The organism is Micromonospora sp. RV43 (assembly GCF_001029515.1).
Classification (GTDB): domain Bacteria; phylum Actinomycetota; class Actinomycetes; order Mycobacteriales; family Micromonosporaceae; genus Micromonospora; species Micromonospora aurantiaca.
Map to the genome: position 1 here is coordinate 1 of NZ_LEKG01000081.1, position 23,183 is coordinate 23,183.

At 72.2% G+C, this 23,183-nt stretch carries 25 protein-coding genes; 23 read left to right on the plus strand and 2 right to left on the minus strand.

Features of this window, described 5'->3' with window-relative positions:
• Nucleotides 1-363: 363 nt before the first annotated feature.
• The 6 genes from ABD52_RS19815 to ABD52_RS19840 all read left to right on the plus strand — a co-directional run bounded on the left by ABD52_RS19815 (nucleotide 364) and on the right by ABD52_RS19840 (nucleotide 3,860).
• A complete protein-coding gene (locus ABD52_RS19815) occupies nucleotides 364-633 on the plus strand; it encodes a DUF1883 domain-containing protein (protein ID WP_082171334.1) in 270 nt (89 codons plus the stop codon).
• Between the two features lie 150 nt (nucleotides 634-783).
• Nucleotides 784-1,257, plus strand: coding sequence for a hypothetical protein (locus ABD52_RS19820; protein ID WP_047892776.1), 474 nt, complete (start codon nucleotides 784-786; stop codon nucleotides 1,255-1,257).
• Between the two features lie 64 nt (nucleotides 1,258-1,321).
• Nucleotides 1,322-1,819 (plus strand): hypothetical protein, encoded by a 498-nt coding sequence (locus tag ABD52_RS19825; protein ID WP_152748284.1) that lies wholly within the window; start codon nucleotides 1,322-1,324, stop codon nucleotides 1,817-1,819.
• 485 nt (nucleotides 1,820-2,304) lie between these two features.
• On the plus strand, nucleotides 2,305-2,589 hold the full coding sequence (locus ABD52_RS19830; protein ID WP_047892778.1) for a hypothetical protein: 285 nt from the start codon (nucleotides 2,305-2,307) through the stop codon (nucleotides 2,587-2,589).
• Nucleotides 2,586-2,882: a hypothetical protein gene (locus tag ABD52_RS19835; RefSeq protein ID WP_047892779.1), complete on the plus strand. Its 297-nt coding sequence runs from the start codon at nucleotides 2,586-2,588 to the stop codon at nucleotides 2,880-2,882. The genes ABD52_RS19830 and ABD52_RS19835 overlap by 4 nt, the downstream gene beginning before the upstream one ends.
• 81 nt (nucleotides 2,883-2,963) lie before the next feature.
• On the plus strand, nucleotides 2,964-3,860 hold the full coding sequence (locus tag ABD52_RS19840; protein WP_053065421.1) for a phosphotransferase enzyme family protein: 897 nt from the start codon (nucleotides 2,964-2,966) through the stop codon (nucleotides 3,858-3,860).
• Here ABD52_RS19840 and ABD52_RS37530 read toward each other — a convergent pair.
• Nucleotides 3,857-5,182: a hypothetical protein gene (locus ABD52_RS37530; RefSeq protein WP_053065422.1), complete on the minus strand. Its 1,326-nt coding sequence runs from the start codon at nucleotides 5,180-5,182 to the stop codon at nucleotides 3,857-3,859. The genes ABD52_RS19840 and ABD52_RS37530 overlap by 4 nt on opposite strands.
• Nucleotides 5,183-5,931: 749 nt before the next feature.
• On the opposite strand from ABD52_RS37530, the gene ABD52_RS19855 reads away from it, so the two are divergent.
• The 16 genes from ABD52_RS19855 (at nucleotide 5,932) to ABD52_RS39215 (ending at nucleotide 21,044) form a co-directional block, all read left to right on the plus strand.
• Entirely contained in the window at nucleotides 5,932-6,294 is a 363-nt protein-coding gene (locus tag ABD52_RS19855; RefSeq protein WP_047892780.1) for a WhiB family transcriptional regulator, read from the plus strand.
• Nucleotides 6,291-6,971, plus strand: coding sequence for a GGDEF domain-containing protein (locus tag ABD52_RS19860; RefSeq protein ID WP_047892781.1), 681 nt, complete (start codon nucleotides 6,291-6,293; stop codon nucleotides 6,969-6,971). The genes ABD52_RS19855 and ABD52_RS19860 overlap by 4 nt, the downstream gene beginning before the upstream one ends.
• Nucleotides 6,968-7,546: a hypothetical protein gene (locus ABD52_RS37535; protein WP_053065424.1), complete on the plus strand. Its 579-nt coding sequence runs from the start codon at nucleotides 6,968-6,970 to the stop codon at nucleotides 7,544-7,546. Before ABD52_RS19860 ends, ABD52_RS37535 begins: the two co-directional genes overlap by 4 nt.
• Before the next feature lies 1 nt (nucleotide 7,547).
• Nucleotides 7,548-7,796 carry a hypothetical protein gene (locus ABD52_RS19870; RefSeq protein ID WP_047892782.1) on the plus strand — a complete coding sequence of 83 codons (249 nt, stop codon included), beginning with the start codon at nucleotides 7,548-7,550 and terminating at the stop codon, nucleotides 7,794-7,796.
• A complete protein-coding gene (locus ABD52_RS19875) occupies nucleotides 7,793-9,064 on the plus strand; it encodes a hypothetical protein (protein ID WP_200905216.1) in 1,272 nt (423 codons plus the stop codon). The genes ABD52_RS19870 and ABD52_RS19875 overlap by 4 nt, the downstream gene beginning before the upstream one ends.
• 342 nt (nucleotides 9,065-9,406) lie before the next feature.
• Nucleotides 9,407-9,622 carry a hypothetical protein gene (locus ABD52_RS19880; RefSeq protein WP_047892783.1) on the plus strand — a complete coding sequence of 72 codons (216 nt, stop codon included), beginning with the start codon at nucleotides 9,407-9,409 and terminating at the stop codon, nucleotides 9,620-9,622.
• 15 nt (nucleotides 9,623-9,637) lie between these two features.
• Nucleotides 9,638-10,075 (plus strand): hypothetical protein, encoded by a 438-nt coding sequence (locus tag ABD52_RS19885; protein ID WP_047892784.1) that lies wholly within the window; start codon nucleotides 9,638-9,640, stop codon nucleotides 10,073-10,075.
• A complete protein-coding gene (locus ABD52_RS19890) occupies nucleotides 10,072-11,481 on the plus strand; it encodes a hypothetical protein (protein ID WP_047892785.1) in 1,410 nt (469 codons plus the stop codon). The genes ABD52_RS19885 and ABD52_RS19890 overlap by 4 nt, the downstream gene beginning before the upstream one ends.
• Nucleotides 11,482-11,598: 117 nt before the next feature.
• Entirely contained in the window at nucleotides 11,599-13,530 is a 1,932-nt protein-coding gene (locus ABD52_RS19895; protein ID WP_047892786.1) for a hypothetical protein, read from the plus strand.
• Between the two features lie 37 nt (nucleotides 13,531-13,567).
• A complete protein-coding gene (locus ABD52_RS19900; RefSeq protein WP_047892787.1) occupies nucleotides 13,568-13,864 on the plus strand; it encodes a hypothetical protein in 297 nt (98 codons plus the stop codon).
• Between the two features lie 42 nt (nucleotides 13,865-13,906).
• Nucleotides 13,907-16,330 carry a DNA translocase FtsK gene (locus tag ABD52_RS19905; protein WP_047892788.1) on the plus strand — a complete coding sequence of 808 codons (2,424 nt, stop codon included), beginning with the start codon at nucleotides 13,907-13,909 and terminating at the stop codon, nucleotides 16,328-16,330.
• 46 nt (nucleotides 16,331-16,376) lie between these two features.
• Complete coding sequence (locus tag ABD52_RS19910; RefSeq protein WP_047892789.1) at nucleotides 16,377-17,021, plus strand: hypothetical protein; 645 nt, start codon at nucleotides 16,377-16,379, stop codon at nucleotides 17,019-17,021.
• Nucleotides 17,022-17,108: 87 nt separating this feature from the next.
• On the plus strand, nucleotides 17,109-17,843 hold the full coding sequence (locus ABD52_RS41695) for a Pycsar system effector family protein (protein ID WP_082171335.1): 735 nt from the start codon (nucleotides 17,109-17,111) through the stop codon (nucleotides 17,841-17,843).
• A 6-nt stretch (nucleotides 17,844-17,849) separates the two neighbouring features.
• Nucleotides 17,850-18,266: a hypothetical protein gene (locus ABD52_RS19920; protein WP_047892790.1), complete on the plus strand. Its 417-nt coding sequence runs from the start codon at nucleotides 17,850-17,852 to the stop codon at nucleotides 18,264-18,266.
• Nucleotides 18,263-18,517, plus strand: coding sequence for a hypothetical protein (locus ABD52_RS19925; protein ID WP_047892791.1), 255 nt, complete (start codon nucleotides 18,263-18,265; stop codon nucleotides 18,515-18,517). Before ABD52_RS19920 ends, ABD52_RS19925 begins: the two co-directional genes overlap by 4 nt.
• Before the next feature lie 505 nt (nucleotides 18,518-19,022).
• Entirely contained in the window at nucleotides 19,023-21,044 is a 2,022-nt protein-coding gene (locus tag ABD52_RS39215) for a hypothetical protein (protein WP_235437506.1), read from the plus strand.
• Between the two features lie 678 nt (nucleotides 21,045-21,722).
• Here ABD52_RS39215 and ABD52_RS19935 read toward each other — a convergent pair.
• Nucleotides 21,723-22,616, minus strand: a complete 894-nt coding sequence (locus tag ABD52_RS19935) for a ParA family protein (protein WP_053065425.1) — start codon at nucleotides 22,614-22,616, stop codon at nucleotides 21,723-21,725.
• Between the two features lie 166 nt (nucleotides 22,617-22,782).
• Here ABD52_RS19935 and ABD52_RS19940 point away from each other — a divergent pair, with 166 nt between their 5' ends.
• Nucleotides 22,783-23,112 (plus strand): GntR family transcriptional regulator, encoded by a 330-nt coding sequence (locus ABD52_RS19940; protein ID WP_053065426.1) that lies wholly within the window; start codon nucleotides 22,783-22,785, stop codon nucleotides 23,110-23,112.
• Nucleotides 23,113-23,183 lie beyond the last annotated feature (71 nt).

A 23,183-nucleotide genomic window follows, 5' to 3' on the forward strand; every position in this document is an offset into this window, starting at 1 on the left:
GCCCGCCCCCGCACACCCACCGCGGCCACCACACCTGGACCTGCCACTGCGGCGCCGCCACCCACCACCCGCCGCTGACCACGCAACCCGGCACACACACCTAGGCATTCCACGGAATCACCCCCGGCCGGCCGGCCGGGCGACGCCATCGACCGTTCAACCCCGGCCGCACCGTCGCGCCCGCATCCGCCCTGGTAGCGCCTTACAGGGGACACACCCCCTTGCATTCTCGGCCCGCCGCAACGTCAGTGACGCCACCGCGCCACCGCCAGCCGCTGCGCGCACGCACGAGGCGAGAACCGCGTCGACCACCTACACCCGGCAGTCTTCCTACCAGGCGTCACCATCCACTACACATAGCGTGTGGATCACCTCTACTGGAACCTCGGCACCTGCGCGGGCGGCGCCGTGTTCGAGGTCGGGTTGCGCGGCTCGACCGCCCGGGTCTGCCTGATGGACGACGACGAGTACCAGGCGTACGTCGACGGCGACGAGTACGAGTTCTTCGGCGGCTTCTACGACCTCACCCCCGTGGTCCTGGAGGTGCCCTACGACGACCACTGGTGGCTCATCGTCGACAGCAACCCCGACAACATCAGAGTCACGGTTAACCAGGTTTTCGACGGCGACTGACCGGTCCACCACGACGGCGGCGGCTTCATCCGATGAAACCCCCAACAGGGCGGAGCAAGATATGACTTTGGGGAACCCAAAGTCCGCCGGACCGGGCGCGGTCCGGCGTCAGCGACCGAGCGCGGTCGCCAGCAACGGGGAGACAACGGCGTGCACGACGACGCACAGCAACAGCTGGTAACGCCCGCACCGGAGCAGCCGCGGCGCTCCGCCATCGCGCCGCACCGCCGGCCGCGAGGCGACGACGGACACCGCACCCGCCGGGTCAACCTTCGGCTGTCCGACGACGAACTGGCCGACCTGACCGCCGCCGCGGCCCGCACCGGCGAGACCACCGCCGGGTACGCCGCCCGCGTCGCCCTGGTCGTCGCCCGCGGCCAAATGCACGCCGACGCCGTCGACCCCGAAGAGATTCGCGACATGGCCGCCCACCTCATGCAGTCCCGGACCACGCTGGGCCGCGTCGGCGTGCTGCTCAACCAAGCCGTCACCGTGCTGCACTCCACCGGCGAGCCGCCGGCGTACCTCGCCGACGCCGCCCAGCGCTGCGCGGCCGCCATCGCCCGCGTCGACGACGCCACCCAGACCGTGCTGCGCGTGCTCAACCCGCGCCGCCGGCGTTAGCGGCACCGTTAGCGGCGCGGCGCGGTTATCAGGCGACGCGGCCGACGTCGTAGGGTCTGAGGCCGTGACGAGCGGTGTGCGGGACGTGCCAGCCGGGGACCTGACCGTCGAGCAGGTGCGCCTGATCGTGCAACGGCTGACGGCGATCCACGGGCAGCTCGGCGAGCTGGTCGAGATGATGCACCGCTTCGCCGCCGCTGACGGCCGGGACTGGCAGACCTGGGACCGGCTACTCGACCACATCGGCCGCGCCGGAACGAAGCTGATGCAGTACTCCGGCGACCCGGCACACCCGGACTGGCACCCAGCGGCCGAGAAGGCGATCGCGGAAGCGGCCAGCACCACCATCAAGGACGGCGTGCTGTCCGAGGTGACACACCGCAAGCTCGCCGAGGCGCTGCTGCTGACCGTCTGGCGCAGCGGCGGGTACTTCCTGGTTAACCCCGACGACTGGCCCGACCTGCTACCCGCCGTCGTCCTCGGCGCGGTGCGTACCGCGCCGCTGATCAACCAAGACGACCTCCTGGACCACCTGCGCGACGCCGGCAACGCCGACACGTAGCGCCCACAGGCGGGGCCGCTGATCCCGCGGACTACCCGCGCACCGTTGACGGCACCGTTAGCGGCGGCGCTACCGCAGCAAGTTGGAGGAAAAGGCAGACTTTTAGCCGCCGTCGAGCCGTGTCGGACGCCTGCCCGGGCGGGCCGCCGTCGAGTGTCCGGCGTCCGCCGCCCCGCCCCTACGGGACGGGCCACCGCACCGTCGCGGCCTACGCCTGCCCGCGAACAGCCGACCCGCGCGACCGCCATAACCGCGGCCCACCCACCAGCAGGCCCTCCGCCTTACCGGCGCTGGTGAGCCGGTCGACGTCGACGCCCTGGCCGACAACGACCGCTTCCGGTTCTGGCTCACCATGCCCTACGTCAGCGGCGGGTGACGCCCGACCGGTTGCGGGCCAGGGTCGCCCAGCCGAGCCTCGGTCGCCCCGATTCTCCTAGCCAGGGACTTCCGAGACAGCTTGTTTACACCTGTCATACACTGGCAGGGTGCCAGAGGAGTTTTACCAGTTCAGCGACGTCACATACGAACGGTTGGACGCCGCTGGCATCACTCCGCTGTCAGTGCTCGACGTCCTGCATGGCGGCGGCTTCCAGGTGCGCCGCCACCTCGGTGCGGCCCTGCAAATCGCAGGACAGGACAGGACCGGCACGTGGATCGGTGTCGCGCTGATCGAACGAGGCGGCGACGACCACTACATCGTTACCGGCGCCCGCAGGCTCGACGACGACGAGATCAATGCCATCGCCCGCATGAAGGGGGACCAGCCATGAGCACGTTCGACGAGGCCAACGCCGCACTGGAAAGCCGCGACTGGTCCAACGCCCAGATCGACACCGCCCGCCCCCGCGGCGTCAGCATCGTGCACTCGACTCGCATGAGCCACCACCTCACCGAACGACTGTTCGCCGAAGCGGAGCGCCGCGGAGTTACCCCCAGCGAACTCATCCGTGAGTACGTCGAGGCCGGTCTCAACGCCACCGAAGACGGCAACGAGGAAACCGTTACCATCCGCCTGGCTGACCTCCACCGCGCGATCGACACCGCCGTCAAGCGCGCTGCGTGAGACCAGCCGGGAACCACATCAGCTGAGATTGGGTTCGCTCAGCCAGGTGGATCTAGTTTCGGCTGATCGGTGGGAGGCGACGTGACCGTGGTTCCCGACCCGGCGGTCCTGGGGGCCGACCGCGCGATCCGGATCGCCCATGAGGCTGCCGGCATCGCTGGCCTTCCGCCCGGCGGGCTGAAGATGCTTCGCATGGGCTCGAACGCTATCTTTCGATTGGGCGGAGCCGTGGTCAGGGTCGCTAGGGACCCGTCCGACGTTGAAGTTGCGACGAAAGAAGTGCGGGTCGCCAGCGCGTTGATTGCCGCTGGAGTGCCTTGCGTACCTCCCTGGCCGGTAGCTCAACCGATGGTGATTGACGGGCACCCGGTCACTATCTGGCACGAAATTCCTGCTCCCCTTAAACAGCCGTCCATGACCGAATTCGGCGCTGTTCTCCGTCATTTGCATGGGGTTAGCGGTGACCTTGGGCTTCCCCTGCTGGACCCGTGGGAACGGACGCCCGAACGCATCGAGAATGCGCCTGTCAGGGAGCGGGACCGGCGGGTGCTGCGCGCGGTACTTGCCGAGGTCCAGGACCGTTGGGGCGATGCTGAGTTCGAGCTGGCTTCCGGCGTCATCCACGGAGACGCTCATGCCGGAAACGCTGTCCGGGGTGGTGACGGGACTACTGTCCTGATCGACTTTGAGTCGGCGTGCGTCGGCCCACGAGAGTGGGACCTTGCCCCCATGGGCCTATACGTCACGACGCTGGGCTGGATCAGCCGGGGGCAGTACACAGCATTTGTTGACGCTTACGGCGGATTCGACGTCACGGCAGCCCCGGCGTTCGACCTCCTGCAGAGGATGCGGGAGCTGCGCATGACGGCGTGGCTCGCCATGCATTCCACGGAATCGGCCGAGACCGCTGGCGAGGTGGAGCACCGGGTTGCCTGCCTTGCAGATCCCGGCCTCCCCCGCCACTGGTCGGCGCGCTAGTCCCGCCGTACCGCCTTGAGCGTCGAACTGACCTGCGAGGCCAGGGCTCTGGCGTCGTCGTTTTTCGCACGCCGCAGCACACGTCCAAGGTCATTCAAGTAGTCCAGTGCGCGGCCCGACCGCAGTCCGGCCACGGCGGTGATGGCTTCCTGTGCTGTCGCGAAGGCGGCAGGGCCCGGCTCGTGGCGTACCTCTAACGTCGCAAGCTTGATCAGCGAGAACACTCGACCCCGGGTGTCGGCAGGATTGTGCATGTCCACCGCCAGGCGCAGCCGCCGCACGGCATCGACCTTGATGCCGGCCAGGGCCAACGGGAACAGCGCATGCCCGGTATCCCCCATCAGTTGAGCGTCGTCGTAGAACCACAACCACGGCGGGTCATCGTCCGGACGCCGCTGTTCGTACAGGTCATCTGCCTGGCGTACCGCCGAGACTGCCTCGCTTGCTCGGCCGAGGACGCCGAACGCCCGAGCCTCCAAGACCCTGATCATCGCCTTGGTCGTCGTGCTGGCAGAACCCTCACCCGCTCTGGCGAGGGTCGTGATCTGCAGGGCGGCCGCACCCTCACCGAGGTGTACCGCTTGACGCGCCATCCCCGAGAGCACATTGAGACGGCTCGGCCAGTTTTCGGCCTCGGCGGCAATCTGCAGGGCGATCAAGAAGCAGCGGCGAGCGGTCTCATGGTCTCGCGCGTCAACGCTCATGAATCCGGCGAGACGACCTAACCGCGCCACCGCTGCCATCCAAGCTGCTCGGATCGCGGCCGAGCGAAAGGAGGCCGTCTGCAACGTGTTCTGAGTCCAGGCCAGCTGACCGAGCGCGAGGGAACGAACGACTGTGCGGCCGCCGGCGGCATGGTCGGCGCGCTCCATCCCATCGATGACGCGATGAAGGTCGGCCACGTCAATATGCCCGATGCGAGAGGGCGTTGGAGGGCCAGCCAGCCCGCTGGTCAGCGCTGTCAGGGTGTGGCCGCCCAGAGCACCGATGGTTGCGGCGCCGGCAAGCGCAAGGAGTTGCCCGTCGACGTCGACGGACGGCGGTTGCTCGACGCGTTGGGTGCGGCGCGAGTAGAAGCCGAGCTCGGCAGCGCTCTTCGCGCCCAGAACTGTCTGAAACGCCTCGCGGTAGTCCCGCCCCGGCCAGGTGATCAGACCTCGCTCGATGCGACTCACGTAGTCCGCGTCGATTGGGGGACGTCGCCTCTTCGACCCCGCTGACGTAGTTCTGTCCAGGACCCGATCGGCAACCAGCTCAGCCAGCTGGCCGCCAGTCAGCCGTTTGGCCGCCCGAGCTGCCGCGAACTTCTCGTTGCGACTCATCTCGCTCCTAGTGTCGTCGTCCTGGAGTGTGCGACCCGACGGTCACAACCGGTACGTGGCCACGCTCAATCTGCCGGTCAAAGTACCGAGTAGATATCCGGATCATGCTCCGTTCTCGATGGCTTGGCCAAGCAGGACAGTCGTACGAGATCGTTCGTTGACAACTCCACAGCTCCAACTGCTGATGCCCAGCAAGCTCCCGACCTCGATCGATGCTCTCGATGAGTTGCATCAAGCGCAGGTGAGCGCAATCCGCGTCACCAGTGCTGCTGCCGTTACGCTGGCACGTCATGAAGGATCAGGGGCCGAGTCAGACCGCGCCGCGCGTCTTGCCCGAGGACTGGTGGACCACTGCTGACGTGCTCGACTACCTGCGCAGCGTGGGCTCAGGCATCTCACGGAGCACCTGGTCAACCTACGTTGCCCGTGGACAGGCTCCTGCGGCCGAAGGGCGAGTAGGTGCGTACCCCGTCTGGCGGCCAGCGACCGTGAGGTCCTGGCAGGAGAGCCGTCCGGGGCACGGCGGGCGAAAGCCTACCCGCCGGTAACTCTTGTGATCTACGGCATCAGTGCCGTAGTTTTCCTGTTCATACGCCACTACTGACGTACTGCGCCACCTGGGCCGGCATGCCGCCGAACTGCGGTCTGTCGAGGCGATGAGCCATGCCCAGAAACGGAAGTGCCTCGGCGGATGCACCCGCCGAGGCCTCCACAGAGGCATCGATCCAGCCATTGGAAGGGAGATCGAAATGCCAGCCACCAGCGTAACGGCTCCGATTCCCCGGGGCCCGCGTCTGTCGGACACGAGAGAGACCGACAGCGTCCTCCAGAAGCGCATCCAGACCCGAGGCCTGTGCGTGCCCACCGGCAAGACGCCCCAGGTCAACGCCGACGAAGACCCCTGGTTCCCCAACGAGCTGTCCGGCAAGGCCGCCGCTGCAGCCGCCCGCAAGGCATGCCGGAACTGCCCCGTACGGAGCGAGTGCCTGGAACTGGCGCTGCGCGAGGAGCGAACCGCCGCGAACGTCTACGGCATCCGGGGCGGCCGGTCCGCCACTGAGCGAAAGGCGCTGCTGAAGCGTCGTTTCGGCCAGGGTGGTGGTGCCCGATGAAGGCACTGAAGATGCTGCTCCCGGCCGCTGCCGCGCTGTCGTTGGCGGGGCATGTGTGGGCTGCTCAGGTGGCTCGGGCGCAGCGGTCCCGGCTGGTGCAGGCTCGCCGGGACGCGACCACGGATCCGTTGACCGGTCTGGCGAACCGCGCTGGCCTGTCGGCTGCGCTCGACGAGTTGGACGGCGAGCCGATCGATCTGGTGATGGTGGATCTGGACCGGTTCAAGCCGGTCAACGACACCTACGGCCACGCCGCGGGCGACCGGCTGTTGGTGGAGATCGCCCGCCGCCTGCGGGGGCCGCTGGACGGCATTGACGGCGCGGTGGTCGCCCGCATCGGCGGTGACGAGTTCGTTCTCGCGTGCCCGTCGCCGGCGCCGATCGCCGGGCTGCTCGGCGCGGAGGTCATCCAGGCCCTGGCGGAGCCGATCGAGGTCGCCGCCGGCGTGGCGGTGACGGTGACGGCCAGCGTCGGCGCGGTTCACGCCACGGTCGGTGAGGACCGGGCCCAGGTGCTGGCTGCGGCGGACGCCGCCGCATACGAGGCCAAGGCCCGTGGCGGTGACGGCCTGGTCGAGCACGACGTGCTGTCCGTTCTGCCCGAGGTGGAGCAGCGTCCGCTGCTGCGGCTGCGGGAGCTGGCCGAGCTGACCCGGGCGCTGGGGGTGGCGGCGTGACCACCACGAACTCCCCCACTGGCCGGGCGGTGGCCTGCCGGCCGCCGCTGACCGGGCCGCTGCTGCGTGAGGTGTTCCCGGTCCCGCCGGTGCTGCGCCTGGACGACGTCGGCGCGCTCTGCCCGCTCGATGACGTGGTGCTGACCCGGGAGACCGACGGCTGGTCGTGTCCGGCGTGCGGCGCGGCGTGGAACCCGCAGGGCCGCGACGGCTGGTGGCCGATCACCACCCAGGACGCGGAGCTGGTCGACGCCGGCCCGGTTCGCGCCGGCCGCATGGCCCGGGTCGGGATCGTCGGGGTGGTCGCGGCCGGCCCGGCCGCCGCCACGGTGGCCCTCGCGCACCGCTACGCCGAGTACGCCGACGCGGTGCCGCAGGAGCAGGTGTTCGCCGCCTCGGCCGCCACGGTCGGCCTGGTCGGGCTGGTTCTCGCCGGCCGGCGGGTCGTCCGGTGGGTCGACGAGCGCCGCCACCCCCTGGCGGTGGACGTTGACGAGGCCGACCTCGACCCGTACGGCCGGGAGCTGCTGGCCCGGGTGCGGGCGGCCCGCCAGTCGCGCGGGGAGGTGGCCTGACATGGCCGGGCTGCTGGTGGTGCGGGTGCACCTGGACTGGACCGGCCCGGCGCACTACGAGCACGGCGTTTCGCTGCCGTGCCGGGTGTGCGGCACCCCGACGTGCCAGCGCGACGGCCAGGGCCGCGCGTGCGAGAAGACCTGCGCCGAGGACGAGATCGCCCGGGAGCTGCTCGGCACCGGGCAGGCGCTGATCGCCGACGAGCGGATCCCCGCCCCGGCCCGGAACCTGATGGAGGTGACGCGGTGAGCGTCGATGCGGACCTGACCTACGCGGCGCCGTCGCAGTGGCGGGCGCTGGACATGGGCGAGCAGTTCGAGCGCCGTGGCGAGCTGCTCGTGCCGGCCGGCACGCAGCCTGCGGCGGCCGCCGTCGAGCGGCCGGCGGCGGCGCTGCCCGCCCCGGCCCCGGCTGCGGTGCCGGTGGCGGCGCGGCAGCCGGAGATCGAGCCGGAGGTCGAGGACCGGCCGGTGGAGGTGGCCCGCCGCGGCAGGTCGCGCCGGGCGGCCGGGTCGGCCGACGAGCTGCGTGCGCGGCTGGAGGAGGACCGCGCGGTCGTCGAGGTGCGGCGGGAGGACGAGCGGGAGCGCCGCGAGCACGACGTCGAGCACCGCATCGCCCTCGCTCGGATCCAGGAGCGGGAGCGCGCCGAGGCCCGCGAGCGGCGGGAGGACGACCGCGACGCGGCCGAGGACGTGGCGCTGGCCGAGCTGTACCGGCGGGCGAAGCGTTCCGGGGAGCGGGCGCGGATCCGGGCGGAGATCGACGGGTCGGCGGAGATGCGGGCGCTGCGGGTGGCCAAGGTGCGCAAAGTGGCGCTGCTGGCCGGCATTCCCGTCCTCGCGGCGTTCGCCGGCTGGTCGACCACGGGCGTGCAGGCCGGGGTGGTGCGGATGCTCGACCTCGACGCCGGCACCGCCTCCTGGTGGGCGGCGTGGGCGGTGGAGCCGGCGCTGATCACGATCGTCGCGCTGATCATCATCGGTCGGGCGGTGCTGCGCGCCTCCGGCGGCGAGGTCGACTGGAAGGCCACCGTCGCCGAGTGGTCGGCGCTGGGCCTGTCGCTGGCGCTGAACATCGTCGGCGGCTGGCACGGCGGCTGGGACGGTCTGCTGACCGCGCTGCCGCACTCCATCGGCCCGGTCGGCTGCGCCGGCACGGCGTTCCTGATCGGCCTGTTCGACTCCTACGTCACCGCCGCCCGTCCGTGGGAGGGCGCTCCGCGGCTGGCCGAACTCAAGATCACCCCGCCTGCGGCGGTCGGCTCCGGCGACGTCCGTACGGCGATCAAGCGGGGAAAACTCGGCCCGGCCGGCATCGAGTCGGACGGTCTTCCGGACGACGTCCGGACGCTTCTGGCCGACGTGCAGACGGCCATCGAGGACGGGGCGCTCAGCGCCGACCCGTCGGGCTACGCGATCTACAAGCACGTGATGGGCGGCAAGGGCGACCGCGCCCGCGCCTCCAAGGCGGCGGCCCTGGTCTCCGGCTGGCGACCCGGACTGCGGGCGGTCTGACCGGCCCGCCCCACCGACCCGCCCGGGAGCGGCGATGCCGCCCACCGCCGCTCCCGGGACCCGACCGAACAGTCCACACACACCCATCCAGGAGGTGATCTGGTGAGCGCCCTACCCGCCGAGGAAAACTACCGAACGTCACCGATGCCGCGAATTCCATTCCGGCGCGAGGCGGAGGTGATTTCCCTGGCTCCGCCGAGGCAGGAGCCCCTTCCGACCCCTCCCCTACCGGAACCCGATCGGGACGAACCCGCACAGTTCGCACCCCCGATTTCCGGCCCCAACTCCGGCACCGGAATAACTCTGAGTGACATTCCGGGGGACTGGGACAGCGTCACCGCCGTGTGGACCGGCTCCCCGGAGCCGCTGTCGGACCTCGTCGGGCAGGCCGCCCGCGCCCGCGACGGCTCCGACGCCCAGGCGATCGCGATGGCCTGCTGGGCCGTCCTGGTCCTCATCCCCCGCGGGCTGCTGCACCTGGCCTCGTGGGTCCTCGCCCACCCCCTGCGCACGGTGGCCGTCGCCGCGGTGGCCGCCGTCTTCATCGCCACCCTCTGAAAGGAGGCACCCGTCATGACCAGCGCCCTGATCGTGCTCGGCGGACTCGTCTACATCGCCCTGTCGATCGTCTTCCACTTCACCCCCCGCCTGCGGGTCGTGGTCGCCCTGGTCGTCGGCGCGCTGCTCGCCGGCGTCGTCGTCACCCAGGTCAACAAGTGGCTCGCCAAGGGCATCACCACCATCGCCGACCCGATCGGCGACTGGATCGGCCAGGACACCAAGGACGTCGCCCTGGCCATCCCCACCGCGCTCGGGCTCGCGCTCGGCATCGTCGTGGTCGTGTTCCTGCGCGGCAAGGGCGGCGGCAAGTCCGCCGGCGCCGGCAAGGGCACGGCCGGCAAGGGCGGCGGCGGCAAGGCCAAGCTGGCCCACGTCGCGCTGACCTGCGCCCTGCTCCTGCCGATGATCGTCGGCGGTCTCGGCGCGACGATCCGGGACGTGGTCCAGTGATCTTCTTCGACATCCTGGTGTACCTGGCGGTGGCGAAGATCGCCGTGCTGCTGCTGGAGGACGCCGCGTACGCGGTGCGGGGCAAGCAGTCCCCCCGCCGGCAGGCCCGCGCCCGCCAGCAGGCCGCCGCCCAGAAGGCCGCCGACGGGTCGGCCGGGGCGAGCGCCCCGGCCGGCCCGGGCCGGGCCACCGGCGCGGTGGCCGCCGCGGACGGCTACCTCGCCGGGCTGATCGAGGACGCCACCGAACGGGCCCGCGCCCGCCGCCGCCGCGCCCTCGCCCGCAAGCGCGGCGCCCAGGCCGTCGACGGCGTCGTCACCGACGTCGACGACGACGGCCGCTGGTACGCCGACTGCGACCTGTGCGGGTGGGCGTCCCGGCCGTACCGGATCGAGGCCAACGCCCAGGGCGCCGGCCGGGAGCACACCCGCACCGAGCATCCCGAGCAGTACACCGGCGCCGAGCCGGACCCGGCCGCAGGTCGTGTCGCGGAAGGTGTAGCCGCAGCCGACAGCGATTCCACCGAATCAGCCGCCACCGCCGTCGACGACGAGCAGGGGCCGCGGCGGCCGGCGCTGCGGGTGATTCCCGGCGGCGCCCAGGACACCCCGCCGGCCGGCCCGGCCGAGTCCGCGGCGGACCCGAAACGGGCCGAGGCGGCGCCGGCCGCCGCGGACCGGGCGCCCGCGCCTCCGCGGGTGCGCCAAGAGGGCCACTACACCCGCTGCCAGCGGTGCGGCCAGGTCACCGGCCCGACCCCGATGATGCCGCGCCACTGCTTCCAGTGCGGGGCGGGAGACGAGCGCCTGGAGGCGGTCACCGCCGCCGCCACGGCCAGCAGCCCGGCGCCGCGCTACGGCTGGCGGTGCGGCCGCTGCGGCGAGCGATCCGAGGGCTTCGCGTCGTTCGAGGCCGCGGAGAAGGCGTCGCTGGGCCACCGGTGCGCCACCGACCCCGCGAGCGACGCGGACACCACGAGCACCGGCGGCGACGCCGGGGATGAGCAGCACCACCCGGCCGTCGACCCGGCGGCCGGCACGTCCAGCACCACCGAACGATTGAGGGAGTTGACCGTGAACCTGGAAGCCACTGGTCCGGAGGAGATCCGCGCGGCGTTCACCCAGGCGGCCGAGTCCGCCGGGGAGCAGGCGGAGCAGATCGGCGGGATCGCCGGCGTGCTGACCGAGGCCGCCGACCGCTACGAGGGCCTGGAGATGGCCGCCTCGACCGTCGGGCACCTGCGTGACGCCGCCGAGCAGTTCGCCGCCGCGCACGCGGCGCTGAACAGCGCCCAGGAGGAGCTGCAGGCCGCCCTGGGCGACTTCAACAGCAAGGACGGCCAGGTCGCCGACGTGGTCGCCGACGCCGGCGGCAACGTCGCCAGCAAGGAAGTCCTGGTCGGCTGATCAAGGTCTGACGGCCTCCGTGGCCCGTCGGCGCGTGAAGGTGCGTCGGCGGACCGCGGAGAGCGCCAGCACCTGAACGAACCCCTGCCCCCAGCCCTGATGCGAAGGAGCCCTGCGATGTCGACCCGGACCGCTGACGAGATCCGCGCGGACCGCCTGGCCAAGCTCGGCCGCGCGTTGACCGCCCTGTTCGCCGTCACCGCCTACGCCGTGGCCACCCTGGTCAAGCGCAGCTGGCGGCGGCTGTTCCCCTTCTACTGGGTCGCCGCCGAACTGGCCGTGGCGTGGGTCGCCGGCCCGCTCGGACTGTCGTGGCAGACCGTGGGGATCCTCGCCCTCGCGATCGCCGCCACGGCGGCCGGGTGGCGGGCCCGTTCCCGCACGGTGCGGGCGTGGCGGGCCGCGATCGCGATCGTGCTCGGCGGGTACGCCGTCGCGACGGTCGCCGCTGGCGGGCAGGCCGCCCTGGCCGCGCACCCCACCCTGACGATCGCCGTGCCGACGCTGCTCGGGGTGGTGCTGGGCTGGCCGTGGTGGCACCACCTACGCCACCGCACCCCACCGGCGCCCGAGCCGGAGCCGGTGCTGATCGCCGAGCCCGCCGACGTGCTCGACCCGCTGACCGCGCACTGGCAGCGCCGGTGGGAGCGTGAGGTGCTCGCGGCGCGGGTGTGCGAGGGCACCACCCTGGTCCAGGCGGTGGAGCCGCGCCCGGGTGTCACCGAGGCCCTGGTGCGCCTGACCCCCGGTACCAGGCCCGGCCCGCTGTACAAGAGCGGCCCGGACGTGGAGGTCGCCCTGGACCTCAACGAGGGCGCGATCGGCTGGCGCTCCACCGGCAAGCGGGCGTGGGTGAAGGTGGTCCTGGTCGAGCGGTCCTACATCGCCGACGGCGTGCCCTGGACCGGCCCCACCTACGCCGGCGGCCGGTTCGAGATCGCCCGGTTCGCCGACGGCTCCCCCGGCAACTGGATCGTGTCCCGCCCGAACTACGGGGTGCTCGGCGGCCTGGTCGTCGGCTCCACCGGCGCCGGCAAGTCCCGCGCGTTGGGCGCGTTGATCGCGAACCTGCTCGACGGCGGTGTTCAGGTCGCCGTCGGCGACCCGCAGAACGGCCAGAGCCTGCCGGCGTGGAAGAACGCCGTGGACTACTACCCGGGCGTCGACAACAGCTCGCTGCTGGGCCGGCGGGTGCACGCCGAGGTGATGCGCCGCTCGAAGCTGCTCGCCGACGCAGGCGTCGAGGCGTTCGATGAGAACGACCCCCGGGTCAAGGCCCTCGGCCTCTGCGCCCTCGTGGTGATCATCGACGAGTGTCAGCTGATCCTGCTCCCGAACACCCCGCTGGTGGCGCTGATGGAGCAGGCCGCCGAGACGATGCGCAAGACCGGCGTCGGGATCGTCCTGGCCACCCAGCTGCCGCAGATGAAGTCCCTCGGCGGGTCGGTGCGGCTGCGTGACGCCCTGGTCGCGGGCAACGCCCTGATCCTGCGGCTGTCCAACCGAGGTAGCGGCACCACGATCCTGCCCGACGACTTCGTCGGTGACCCGTTCGCCCTGCAGCCCGAGATCGACGGCAAGACCACCGCCGGCATGGGCTACCTGCGCACCAGCGCCCGCGTCGGCATGCTCTGCCGCGTCCCGCACCTCGACGAGTCCGCCGCCGCAGCCGCTGCCCCCCGCGTGCCGGTGCGGTGGAACGTCCCCGAGATCGACCCGGCCAGCAAGATCGTGCTGCCCGGGCAGGGCACCCCCGCCGCGAAGGCGGCCGTGAGCGCGGGCGGCGGCAGCGCGGTGGACCGGCTGCGCGCCGCGTTCGGCGCCGGCCGCCGCAGCACCACGGTGGTGGAGCAGGTCGCCCCGCTCACTCCCGCCGAGTGGGTCCTGGCGTGCCTGCGCCGCGGCCCGGCCTCCGCGCAGGCGCTGCTCGACCGCCCGGACTGCCCCGTCGAGCAGTCGCAGCTCTACGCCCTGCTCGGCCGGCTCAAGGACGCCGGCCGGATCACCCCGCCCGCCCAGCGCGGCGGCCCCTTCACCATCGCGAACTGACCTCCGACCACGCCCCTTCGACCCTGGGAGCCGCGCCATGAACACCGCACCGATCCCGCAAAACCCGCAGGAATCGACGTCGGCCATTGCCGCGCAGCGCTGGCAGCGGACGGCCTTCTGGTGCCACCTCGCGGCCGAGGTCCTGCCGCCAATCGGCTACGTGCTCACGGGCGCCGCGATGGCGACCCTCTTGGCCAACCTGCCGCCGGTCCGGCTGTCTCCCTGGGTCCCGCTCGGCGTCGCCGCAGTCATCGCTTTCTTCCTCTCCGTCGCCGCGACGGTCATTGAGACGTACGCCGGCAACAAGGCCCACCGCCTCACCTGGTCCAGCTAGCCTCGCGCCCCTTTCGCCACCGGACCCGGAAGGAGAACCCCGATGGCCAGCACCGCCCGCCGCCGTACCAGCAAGAAGCAGCCCGAGGTCGACCACGGCGCCGAGTTCGCCCGCCGCGCTGGCCTGGCTGCCCGCGCCGCCTGGCACGGCACCGCCGCCGCCGCCGGCCGGGCCGCCCGCAAGCTGCCCAGCCCGCACCGCACCCCCGGCGTCGACCTGCCCGGCCACGACACCGCCGGCCTCGCCCTGCTGATCACCGGCGTGGTCACCGCGGCCGCCGTGTGGACCCACCCCGCCGGCCTGCTCGGTGAGCTCCTGGATGTCCCGGCCGGCGTCGCCGAGGGGCTGCTCGGGCACCTGGCCGTCGCCGCGCCGGCACCGCTGATCTGGCTCGCCATCCAGGCGATGCGCCACCCCGCCGGCACGCACACCGTGCGGATCCTCGCCCAGGCCGCCGGCACCCTGCTCACCGCCGCCGGCCTCGCCGGCCTGCTGGACCTGGCCGCCGCCGGCGCGGGCGGGCTGCTCGGCCGGCTCACCGGCGGCCTCGACGCGGTGCTCAGCGTGTGGGGCGCGATCCCGGTCCTGCTCGGCCTGGTCGCCGCCGGGCTCACCGCCGCCACCGGCGTCACCCCGGTCGCCGTGGTGACCACCCTCGCCGCCGCCCGCCGCCGCCCCGCCCTGCCCGCCGACGAGGACCTCGACGGGCTCGACGACGTCGACCAGGCCGACGAACTCGACGCGCCGGCCGCCCCGCGCCCCAGTACCGCCGCCGCGGCGGCTCGCCCGGCACCGCCCGTCGATTCCGCGGAATCCGCGCCCCGCCCGCCGCTGCCACGCCGCCAGCCCGCCATGGCCACCGACGCCGCGCCGACGGCTACCGCGGTGCCCGTGACGGCGGGCGGCTACCCCCTTCCCCCGCTGGCTCTCCTGGCCGCCGGTGACCCGCCGCAGCGGCGCACCTCGGCCACCGACACCGTCAAGCAGGCCCTCCAGGGTGTCCTGGATGACTTCAAGGTCAACGCGAAGGTGTCCGGCGCGCACCGCGGACCGACCGTCACCCGCTACGAGATCACCATCGGCGCCGGGGTGAAGGTCGAGAAGGTCATCGGCCTGGCGAAGAACTTCGCCTACGTCGTCGGGCAGCCCGAGGTGCGGCTGCTGTCGCCGATCCCGGGCAAGAGCGCCGTGGGCGTGGAGGTTCCCAACCCGGACCGGGAGGTCGTAACCCTCGGCGACGTCATCCGCTCCCGCGCCGCCCGTGACGGGCACCGGCTGCTGGTCGGGCTGGGCAAGGACATCGACGGCAAGGCCGTCACCGCGAACCTGGCGACCATGCCGCACCTGCTCCTGGGTGGCGCGACCGGTGCCGGGAAGTCGGGCTGCCTGAACACCCTGCTGGTGTCGCTGCTGACCCGGGCGACGCCGGCCGAGGTGCGGCTGCTGCTGATCGACCCCAAGCGCGTCGAGTTGACCGCGTACGCCGGGATCCCGCACCTGGTCACCCCGATCGTCACCAACGCGCGTAAGGCCGCCGACGCCCTGGAATGGGTGGTGCGGGAGATGGACATGCGCTACGACGACATGGCCGCCCACGGCGTGCGCCACGTCGACGAGTTCAACCGCAAGGTCCGCGCTGGTGAGATCACGTCGCCGGCCGGCAGTGAGCGGGTGTTGGAGCCGTACCCGTACCTGGTGGTCGTGGTCGACGAGCTGGCCGACCTGATGATGGTCGCCCCCCGCGACGTCGAAGAGTCGGTCGTGCGGATTACCCAGCTCGCCCGCGCCGCCGGCATCCACCTGGTTCTGGCCACCCAGCGGCCCAGCGTGGATGTGGTGACTGGGCTGATCAAGGCCAACGTGCCGTCCCGGCTCGCGTTCGCCACCAGCTCCCTGACCGACTCTCGGGTCATCCTCGACCAGCCCGGCGCGGAGAAGCTCCTGGGCAAGGGTGACGGCCTGTTCCTGCCGATGGGCGCTTCGACCCCGGTCCGGATCCAGGGCGCGTGGGTGTCCGACGCCGAGGTCACTGCCGTCGTCGAGCACTGGCGCGGCCAGGCCGGCACTGGCGGGCAGACCCTCGCGCCGGCCGCCGCTCTGGCCCCGGCCGAGAAGGCCCCGGCCGGGCCGGCCGTCGACGCCGCGGTGGTCGACGGGCTCGACGACGACGAGCGGGCCCTGCTGCGCGAGGCCGCCGAACTGATCGTCAGCAGCCAGTTCGGGTCCACCTCGATGCTGCAGCGCAAGCTGCGCATCGGCTTCGCCAAGGCCGGTCGCCTCATGGACCAGCTGGACCAGATGCGCGTGGTCGGCCCCTCCGAAGGCTCCAAGGCCCGCCAGGTGCTCGTGACCGCTGACGAGCTGCCCGACCTGCTCGCCGCCCTCGGCGGCGACTCCCCCACCGACACCACGGACAGCGCCGGCGCGACAGTGCTGCCCTTCCCCCGCAGCGGCACCCGCCGCTGACGGCGATCCACCCCCGAGCCCGGTTCACGAGACGAAGGAGAGCCTGATGCACACCCCCACCTCCGGCGAGCAGGACCTCGCCCCCATCGACCACATCCGCGCCACCGAGGCCGGCACCGGCCGCTGGCGGGCGCTGACCGACTGGTGGCGCGACAACCGCGCCACCCTGTTCCTGCGCGACAACTGGCTGCTCGGCCTCTTCGCCCTGGCCGCCCTCGCGGTGCTCGGCGTGCTGCTGTGGGCGATCTGGGTGCTCGTCACCAAGCTCGTCGTCGCCGTGAGCGCTGGCCTCGGCGCGGCCGGCGACTGGGTCACCGGCGGCCCGATCACCCACAGCATCTCCGACCCGATGCGCGCCTACCTCGACGCCCACACCGCCGGGCTGCCCGCCACCGGCCGCGACCTGTGGATCACCTGGCTCGTCGCGGTCGGCGTGCTGTACCTGGGCGCGCTGGCCGGCTCCACCTACGCCCGTGTCGGCTGGGCCGCGATCGGCGCGCTCACCGCCGCCGCCGTCTACGCCGGCGCACCGGCCGGGACCGGTCCGGCCGCGGCCGGGCTGACCGCCGCGGTGTGGCTGGCCCTGTCGCTGCCCGCCTACGCCGCCACCAGCCGGGTGTCCCTCGGCGACGCCCTGGACAGCCTCACCGACCGGCGGGCCCGCCGCACGGTCACCGACACCACGTACTGACCGCACGAGGCGGGCGGCCCATACGCCTTCCGAGCCTGGGCCGCCCGCCAACTCCCCTATCCGCATCAGATGAAGGAGCTACCCACTATGGTGCCCGATCCGGGTGACCCCACCTACCTCGGCGCGGCCTACGTCAGCGACCACGACCCGCGCAGCCAGCGCCGGCACTTCCAGATCCCCACCGCAGGCGCCCACGCCGTGCTCGTGGAGATTTCCACCGGCCTCGCCGACAGCACCTCCCGGTGCACCGGCTGCGGTCACACCGACCGCGACTTCAGCGACCTGGAGATCCTCGCCCGCGCCGGCGCGCACGCCTCCGCCTGCGGCCGGGGCACGGTCACCGCCGCCCTGGACGCCGAGGTCGCAGGTGTCCGCGCCGAGCTGCTGCGCATCGACCCCAAGGCCGGCGGCTACCTGCAGACCGCCGGGGTGCTGCTCGGCGCCGGCCTGGCCGTGCTCGGCGGCGCCGGAGCCGGTGGCCACCTCTCCCCCGCCGCACTGGCCGCCGGGGCGGGGACCGCCGTGGTGGTCCTCGCCGCGGTGGTCCTGCTGCTGCTGGCCTCCCGCCCCCGTCTCGGCGGCGACTTCGGATTCGTCGCCTACGCCGACGCCGACACCGCCCACGACGTCCTGGCCCGCGTCGCCGGCGGCGATACCGACCAGGTCGCGCAGATGACCCCGCTCACCCGCGCCCGGGAGCTGTGGTGGCTCTCCCGCGCCACCCGCGCCAAGTACCGGGCCATCGCCCGCGCGGTGCCGCTGCTGCTCGCCGGGTACGCCGGCGCGGCCGTCACCGCCGCCCTGGCGATCTGGGGCCGGTGAGCGGGCATGGTGACCACCACGATCGTCGTCGACGACCCGGTCGACGCCTACGAGCTGTTCGCTGTCGCCCGCGACGTGCTCGGCCTGCCCCGCGACGGCCGCTGGCACCTGGTCGACCACGGCCGCGTCCACATGCTGCAAACCCTGCCCGAGCAGGGCGTCGGCGCGCTGGCCAGCGTGCACTTCCCGCTCACCGGCGGCCGGCACCCCGGCGAGCCCGACGCCGGCATCCCCGGCGGCTACCTCCTGCTCGCCTTCACCACCGACGGCGGCGCCGACCCGAGCACCCGCCGCTGGCACCGCGACCTCGCCAGCCGCACCGGCGCCTGGCTCACCAGCCGGCGGCTGCGCTGGACCGTCTCGCACGCCGACGGGCCCTTCACCACCGGCTACGCCCCGCACACGCCGGCGGCGACCCGATGACCCGCCGCCCGTTCGAGACCTTCGTCGTCGGCACCACCGACGAGTACCGCCTCGACGTCGTCACCGACCCCGAGCCCGACAACCCGCAGGCCGTCACCTACTTCACCGCCGGCGACGTCGACGCCGCGGCCCGCCAGGCGCAGAAGCTGCTCGCCGCCGTCGACGGCCCCGAGGACCGCTACGGCGAGCTGTACGCCCACGACGGCGACGGGACCGCCGTGCACTGCGACACCATCCACCTGCCCGCGTGAGAGCCCACCACGGCGCGTACGGGCGGCCCGCCACGCCGGGTCGCCCGTCGCCGCGCCCGCGGCCGGAAACCGTTGCCACGCAACGCCGTCCGGCTCATCCCGATATGTGTGCAATTCGGGCGTCGATCCACACAGGACGCACCGGATCTACGCGTGTTGGTACCCCTGCCGGCGCGAAAGTCACCGTAAGATCCACGGGTCACGCGCCTACCGCGCCGAATTCGATCTTGAGGGAGCGCCAGCGCTCAACCCCTAACTGCAGACAGCAAGAGAGCCCCAAACCCTGGTTTTGCTTGGCAGCGGAAGCAGGGTCTGAGGCTCCAACAAGCTCGGAGGACACCATAGCACCCACCTTCGGGCTGGGTGCACTCTTGTCTCTCGACACTTTTTCCGCGTGTCGCGGCGACGCCTGTCCGCGCCCAGTCCCCTCCCCCTTTGCCGCCGCAATAGCTGCGGTTGATCTCGTCTCGGGACGTAAGCCGGTCCAGGCTGCGACGGTGCCGCGATGATCACGGCCCCGCACCTGAGTGCGTTGTCCCCGGACCGGGTGGCGGCGCTTGGGTACTGCCCCCATTGCTACGCCAGTGGCACTGTCGCACTTGTCGCGGCAGGGCAGACCCGCTGCCAGGCGCACCTGGTCGACCAGCGGCTGCTGGTGGAGTTCACCGCCGCCGGGCAGGCTCGTCTGGCCGCGTCGGCTGGTGCTCGCCGCCGGCCGGTTTACCCGACCGGCGTTCAGGAGCCCTGCGTGTCCTGCGCGGCGGTAGGCAGGGACAAGCAGGGCCTGCCTCGCGATGGAGAAGGCTCCGACCCGCTATGCATTCCGTGCTGGCGTAGCCGTACCGACCGTGCCGACGCGGCGAAGCGCCGCCGGTTGGTGGCCGAGTTGCGCGAACGCCTGGACGTCGACGAGCCCGCCGGGTGCGCCGCGTGCGGCGAGCCCGAGCCGGTGCCCACGTGCTGGTTGTGCGGGTATTCGTGGCTGGCCTCGCCCCGTGTAGACCACGAGCACGCCCAGGCACTGGAGGCCGCCGCCATCGCCGCGCGGTTCGCGCAGCTCGCCGACATGACCGAGGCCCGCGAGCGCGTCGAGAAGCTGACCGCCTGGATCGACCGGCTCACCGAGACCCTGGCGGCATTCCACGCAGGCGACAGCTGGGGCCGGCCCGTGTGGCTGCTCGCAGACCTTCTGGCCCGCGACGCTGCCGCCCGCACCAGCCGCCGCGGGCGCCGCTCCGCGCTGGGCTGGGTCTGCGCGGTCATGGCCGTCGACGCCGACCGCCGCTCCGGCCGCCGCGCGATGCCCGGCCGCGACGAAAGCGTCGAGCTGGCCGGCTGCGACTCCACCCGCCCGGTCACCGACGCCTGGCGTCGCGCCGAGGCCCTGGGCTGGTGCACCCGCACCGAGCAGGGACGCCGGCTCAGCTACGCCGAGCGGTGCGCCACCGGCCGCGCCCAGGCCCGCGCCACCTTTGACATCACCCCGCTGCACCGCGGACCGCTGCACCACAGCGACCCGACCGCCCAGGCCGCGTACTTGGCCGACGCCCTGGACATCCTGGCCGGGCTGCTGGAGCACGCCCGCGGCCTGCTCGCCGCCGCCCAGGAGCGCGTCGACGCCCTCGACGCCCGTGCCGGCGGCTGGGTCGACTACCGCGAGCGGGTACGCCGTCAGCAGATGCGCCGAGCGGTCGCCGCCGCCCGCGATCACGCCCGTGACCAGGCCATGAATTTCCGCACCCCCCACACGGTGTCTTCAGCTATGAGTGTTTACTCCAGCTTGTCTCGGGGTTTGCTGATCTCACCGTCGATCGCGTCCGCCCCGTCGTGCGGCCGGCAGAGCCGGAGGAAAGGCGGCGCTTCGCGCTCATCAACAAGAAGCGGAGTCGATCGCGGGTTTGCCGGGCCGCGCTCTTTACGGCGTCCTAGGCCGCCCCAGAGGGCGCGTGGCACGTCACGGCCGCCCAGGCCACGTCCAGAGTGGGCTGAGTGGGGATACGGGCTTGCACGGGCCTTCCAGGACCGGTGGGTGTGGCTGCGCTCCGCTCCTCTGCCCCGGATCGCGGCGACGCTGGGTGCCACGCTCGGCCGGGACTGGACTGCCGAGGCGTTCGACGCCTGGGTCCGCCAGGTCCGGCAGCGCCCGTTGCTGGCTGAGCCGCGCGACCCGGTGGCCTACCTGCGGGCGGTGCTCGAGGAAGCGCTGACCGGCCCGGCCGCGCCGCCGCGCCCGGCCCGCCGGCACGCCGAGCACCGGCGGGCACTGGTCGCCGCGCAGGCGGCTGCCCAGCGCGAGCACCAGGACGCCGTCCGCGCCGACCAAGACGATCGCGAGTGGGAAGCGCCTTCTCCCGGATGGCGCAGCCCAGCCGCCGAGGCCGCGCTCGCCGCGATCCGCGCTCGCACATCCGGGCACCTGCGCCGCGCTGACCGGGCCGTGCTACTCGACGTCGCGGCGGCCGAGTGTGACTGGCCCGAGGTCGCCCAGCCCGGCGCCGGCCTACCCCCTAACCTCGACCGTGCTTAGCCGTTCCGGCGGTCCGGTTGTAGCCGTGGCGGCTCATCCACTCAGCGAGCGCGGTTTCGACGATCTCTTGCGGTCCCAGGCCGCTCCGTTCCACCGCGAGAGTCAAGGCGTCGTCCACCTCGGTCCGGATCCGTACCGACAGGGCTACTCGGTCAGGGCCGCGGGGCCGACCACGTCGACGCCCTGGCCGGGGTTTCTTGCTAGCGGAAACGCTGGCGGTTTTGCCAGCGCTGCGGCTTGCATCAGTGTTGGCCCCCATCTGGGCGGCTCGGGGCTCGCTGCGTGCATCGGAGTTGGCACGCGTGCTGGCCGCGTCGCCTGCCGCATGTCTTGCATCCTGGCCAGCTATAAAGCCAGCGCCATTGCTGTCCGATATGCCTTCTTTATTGCTGGCATTCTCGCTAGCAATATCGCCATTCACTGAGCTTGCGACAGGGCTCGCTGATTGGCTGGCGGGTGCGCCAGCCTTTGCGCTAGCTGAAGTGCCCTCTGTATTGCCAGCAGCTACACCAGCGTTAACGCTGGCGTACTGGCTGGCGTTCTCGCTGGGCGCGTGGCTGGCAGCGTTGCTAGCTGGTCTGCTGGCGGTGGTGACAGCGGTTTCAGCGGGGTCCCGTTCCGCGTCACCGGCGCGCTGGAGGGCTCGCCCGCGTGCTTGCCCGAGAAGCTTGCTCACGGTCAGGCCACCTCCGCGACGCAGTTGAGGGTCCGGCAGTATGCGCGTTCGAGCAGCGTGGCCTCAGCGGTGCCCGCCACCGTGAACGGCACGCGGGCGCTGCGGGACTCCTGCCGGATGACGTACTTCGGCACGGCAGCGTCCAGAAGCCGCGGGCCGTCGGGGGAGTGCGGCGGGTACTCCTGGGCGAGTTTCTCGTCGAAGGTCTCCGCCAGGCCGCTACGGCGGCGGTCCACGATGTTGCGCAGGACGCCGACCACGATCAGCGGCGGCAGCCCGTGGTTCATCCGGGCGCGGCGCAGGGAGATCAGGCCGTCGTGGACGCCGATGTAGCCATCCTCATCCAGCGTCGCCGGCAGGAGAGCGTGCGTGGCGGCGAGCGCGGCTGCGGTCATCAGCTTGCCGCCCGGCCGAGGGGGCACGTCGATCAGGACCAGGTCGTAGTTCTCGGCGACGCCGTCCAGCGACAGCCGGAGCCGCTGCTCCATGCCGGAGGTGTTGTCGAACTCCCGGTTGCCGAGGGCGCGCTCAGCGGCGAGCACGTGCACGTTGTCCGGCCAACCCTCGCCGGCGGGAAGGATGGCGTCCCCGGCCAGGCCGCGCGGATCGACCGGGTTCGGGTCGCTGGCGTCGATATAGAGCAGGTCGTTGATCGAGTATTCCGGCTTCTCCACGCCCAGCTCGCTGGTAGCGGTGGCGCGCGGGTCGAGGTCGATGACCAGCACCCGCAGCCCGTGCTTGGCTGCCACTGCGGCCAGGCCGTTGGTGAGGCCGGTCTTTCCGACGCCGCCCTTCTCGCTGAAGATCGCGAGGATCACGGGGCCGCCGCGTGTCGGTTTCCACCGCAGTTCGACCTCGTTCTCGCTGAGGCCGCGCAGCAGCTCGTAGACGTCCACCTCGCACCCACCCTTCTTCCTGGTTGTTGGGCGACAGCATTTCCGCTGGCAGGAGAGCAGGCAAGTACGCGTGCCGAAAACCACGACGCGTCGGCCGACGGGAGATCGGCAGGACTTGCCATGGCGCAACATTGCCTAAGAGGTCATGAGGACTTAGGGTGTCGGTATGGCAAGTAGTCCGCGTTACCAGGAGATCGCCGATGACCTGCGTCGGCGGCTCGCCGCCGGTGAGTGGCCGGTCGGCTCGACGTTGCCCGGGATCAGTGAGTTGCAGGAGGAGTACAACGTCGCCGGGCTGAACACCATCCGCCAGGCGCAGCGCCTGCTCGCCGACGAGGGGCTGCTCAACCCAGTCCAGGGACGCGGCACCTTCGTGACCGCGCTGCCTGGCCCGCCGGGGGACACCGCGGCGCTCAAGCAGGCACTCGACGAGCTGCGGACCACCCTGGCGAACACTCAGACCGCGCTCGGGCGGGTGCTGCGGCACCTGGACTGATTACCGACGTGGGGCGGCCCCTGACGACCAAGCCCGGACCGCCCCGCGCCCCTCAACTCCCGTGAAGGAGC

Coding starts and splice junctions, on each gene's coding strand:
- ABD52_RS19835 (WP_047892779.1), top strand. CDS start 2,586: ATGAGCACGTTCGACGAGGCCAACGCCGCACTGGAAAGCCGCGACTGG.
- ABD52_RS37530 (WP_053065422.1), bottom strand. CDS start 5,182: ATGAGTCGCAACGAGAAGTTCGCGGCAGCTCGGGCGGCCAAACGGCTG.
- ABD52_RS19855 (WP_047892780.1), top strand. CDS start 5,932: ATGCCAGCCACCAGCGTAACGGCTCCGATTCCCCGGGGCCCGCGTCTG.
- ABD52_RS19860 (WP_047892781.1), top strand. CDS start 6,291: ATGAAGGCACTGAAGATGCTGCTCCCGGCCGCTGCCGCGCTGTCGTTG.
- ABD52_RS19870 (WP_047892782.1), top strand. CDS start 7,548: ATGGCCGGGCTGCTGGTGGTGCGGGTGCACCTGGACTGGACCGGCCCG.
- ABD52_RS19885 (WP_047892784.1), top strand. CDS start 9,638: ATGACCAGCGCCCTGATCGTGCTCGGCGGACTCGTCTACATCGCCCTG.
- ABD52_RS19895 (WP_047892786.1), top strand. CDS start 11,599: ATGTCGACCCGGACCGCTGACGAGATCCGCGCGGACCGCCTGGCCAAG.
- ABD52_RS19900 (WP_047892787.1), top strand. CDS start 13,568: ATGAACACCGCACCGATCCCGCAAAACCCGCAGGAATCGACGTCGGCC.
- ABD52_RS19905 (WP_047892788.1), top strand. CDS start 13,907: ATGGCCAGCACCGCCCGCCGCCGTACCAGCAAGAAGCAGCCCGAGGTC.
- ABD52_RS19910 (WP_047892789.1), top strand. CDS start 16,377: ATGCACACCCCCACCTCCGGCGAGCAGGACCTCGCCCCCATCGACCAC.
- ABD52_RS41695 (WP_082171335.1), top strand. CDS start 17,109: ATGGTGCCCGATCCGGGTGACCCCACCTACCTCGGCGCGGCCTACGTC.
- ABD52_RS19920 (WP_047892790.1), top strand. CDS start 17,850: ATGGTGACCACCACGATCGTCGTCGACGACCCGGTCGACGCCTACGAG.
- ABD52_RS19925 (WP_047892791.1), top strand. CDS start 18,263: ATGACCCGCCGCCCGTTCGAGACCTTCGTCGTCGGCACCACCGACGAG.
- ABD52_RS39215 (WP_235437506.1), top strand. CDS start 19,023: ATGATCACGGCCCCGCACCTGAGTGCGTTGTCCCCGGACCGGGTGGCG.
- ABD52_RS19940 (WP_053065426.1), top strand. CDS start 22,783: ATGGCAAGTAGTCCGCGTTACCAGGAGATCGCCGATGACCTGCGTCGG.